Source organism: Pantanalinema rosaneae CENA516, from assembly GCF_050753385.1.
Classification (GTDB): Bacteria; Cyanobacteriota; Cyanobacteriia; order Leptolyngbyales; family Leptolyngbyaceae; genus Pantanalinema; species Pantanalinema rosaneae.
In genome coordinates, this window is record NZ_JBLZFZ010000149.1 from 1 (window position 1) to 2,299 (window position 2,299).

Consider the following 2,299-nt stretch of genomic DNA (forward strand, 5'->3'; position numbering starts at 1 on the left):
AGGCTATCCGGAACTAAGGATTATTTGCCGCAAAGGTATTGCATTGTTCGGGATCGCCCGTTTGAATGCCTTGTTTAAACCATTGGGCACGTTGGGCGGCACTGCCATGGGTAAACGACTCTGGCACGACATAGCCTTTAGAGCGTTGCTGCAACCGATCGTCGCCGATGCTACTGGCAGCATTTAAGGCTTCCTCAATGTCCCCCTGTTCCAAAATTTGCCGCGATCGCTGGGCGTGATGTGCCCACACTCCAGCAAAACAATCGGCTTGCAATTCCAACCGAACTGAGAGTTGATTTGCCTGGGTGCGATCGACCCGCCGTTGTAACGATTGCACCTGATCGGAGATGCCCAGAAGATTCTGCACATGGTGTCCAACCTCATGGGCAATCACATAGGCTTGGGCAAAATCACCGGGGGCTTGATAGCGATATTTCAAATCCTGATAAAAATCCAGATCAATATAAACACTCTGGTCACGCGGACAATAGAACGGCCCCATTGCCGATCGGGCATAGCCACAGGCAGACTCGACGGTGCCCGAGAACAACACCAGTTTGGGTTCTACATAGTTGCTGCCGGATTGGCGGAAGATATCATTCCAGGTGTCCTCCGTATCCGCCAGGACGACTGAAACAAAGTCGGCAAGTTGATCCTGTTCTGCCGATCGCGGTGTTCCGGTTGAACTGGTGGGGGCACGATCGACTGGGGCATCGCTTTGATCCCAGATTACACTCGGATCGCCACCGAGAAACGCCACAATCAGCGATAGAATTACCGCCCCAATTCCACCACCCACGACCGGCCCCGACACCCCCCGTCCCCGCCGATCTTCGACATTTGTACTGCGACGACCAAATTCCCAACGCATAGGCTTGACTCTAGTGCATGACAAATAGGACTGCGATCGGCGCTACAGCGTGTTGTGCCAATGGCAATACTTGATCATGACAGTAGTTCAGGTCAATCGCATAAATCCTCTATCTCAAGAGGAAATCATGGGGGCAGGCAGCCAACCTGAAGGTAGGTTATGCAGAACAGAGACAGAATGGCTTACCCTTTAGATTTCTCTTGAATCTTGAAGGTATGAAAATTTTGTAACACGCCTACGGTTTCGATGTGATACATCGGTAGTGCCTCATCCAGGGATAGAGTGGTTGTATAGAGGCTGAAAAACAGAAAGTTTTGTTGGTAGGTGCTTTTAGCAATGACTCGCTGAATTTGGGGTTGGTTAGACCGCAGCAGGAAGGCACATTGACTGCCTAAGCCAAAGGGTAAGGGGGTGCCACCACAAATATTTTCTTCCAGATAGGTCGATAATTCTTGGGTCGCAAACCGCTCATACTGTGTGTCGGTGGGGTTGGTGGCAACCATGATGCCTGCCAGACCTAACAATGCCATCCCCCCGGTCAAGATCACGTTTTTGTAGTTGATCGCCGATCGCGGGGCATGGTGCCAAGACGTATCTGAATTCCAAGTCATCCCAGGGTTCCTACAGGAGGCGTGCAAAGATCTCCACTCGCGATTGTACTCTAACCGGATATTTTCGAGAGGCTAGATCATTTGGCAAGGAGTGTGCTACATTAATAAACCGATGGCGAGCGTAGCCAAGTGGTTAAGGCAGAGGATTGTGGTTCCTCCATTCGTGGGTTCGAGTCCCATCGTTCGCCCTTCTATCTAAATAACAGTCGATCGCCGATGCCTGATCATAGCCGTTGGCGATCGAGGTTTGTTTAAACATTTCTATCAATCCTGAAGCGTTAATGATTGAGAGCATGAAATGCCGTAGGGTGATCGTGCTGTCGTGATTGTTTTAGGTTGGCTAATTAGCCTGCATCCAGTTCTTTTAATGCTTTTTGACAATCTTGAGCATTCTCTTCCATGCCAATCTCTAAGTAGAATCTGCTTGCCGCTTCATAAGCAATCCGAGCTTCAGGGATTTTGTCAAGTTGGACTCTGTCGTCTCCGATCGCACGCCACAGTACAGCTTGACTGTAACGATCGCCAATTTGCTGATACACCTCTAAACTTTGACGATAAAACTCAATGGCAACCAGGTACTGCTCTGAAGCATCATAGTCTTTACCTAATGCCCATAATGTAAATGCTTCACTAGCACGAGCACCAATCGTTTGATGAACCTTAAGTGCCTGTTGATGATAGGCAATCGCCTGATCAAGTTGCTTCAGCGCTCGACAGACGTTTCCCTGTCCGCTTAAGGTGTTGGCTTCGCCCAGCCGAGCCCCCACGTCGCGATAAAGCCCCAGCGCCTCGTCATAGCGACTCAAGGCTTCTCGAC

3 protein-coding genes and 1 tRNA gene are annotated in these 2,299 nt (G+C 50.1%); 1 reads left to right on the plus strand and 3 read right to left on the minus strand.

From position 1 onward, the window contains the following. Nucleotides 1–13 precede the first annotated feature (13 nt). Nucleotides 14–871, minus strand: a complete 858-nt coding sequence (gene ypfJ / locus ACN4EK_RS32390) for a KPN_02809 family neutral zinc metallopeptidase (RefSeq protein ID WP_431662563.1) — start codon at nucleotides 869–871, stop codon at nucleotides 14–16. Between the two features lie 182 nt (nucleotides 872–1,053). Next, nucleotides 1,054–1,482, minus strand: a complete 429-nt coding sequence (locus ACN4EK_RS32395; protein ID WP_431662564.1) for a DUF4359 domain-containing protein — start codon at nucleotides 1,480–1,482, stop codon at nucleotides 1,054–1,056. 115 nt (nucleotides 1,483–1,597) lie between these two features. On the opposite strand from ACN4EK_RS32395, the gene ACN4EK_RS32400 reads away from it, so the two are divergent. Beyond that, nucleotides 1,598–1,670 (plus strand) — tRNA-His (locus ACN4EK_RS32400). A gap of 156 nt (nucleotides 1,671–1,826) precedes the next feature. On the opposite strand, the gene ACN4EK_RS32405 is transcribed toward ACN4EK_RS32400, so the two are convergent. Continuing rightward, nucleotides 1,827–2,299 (minus strand): tetratricopeptide repeat protein (locus ACN4EK_RS32405; protein WP_431662565.1); only part of this gene is annotated, 473 nt, incomplete at its 5' end.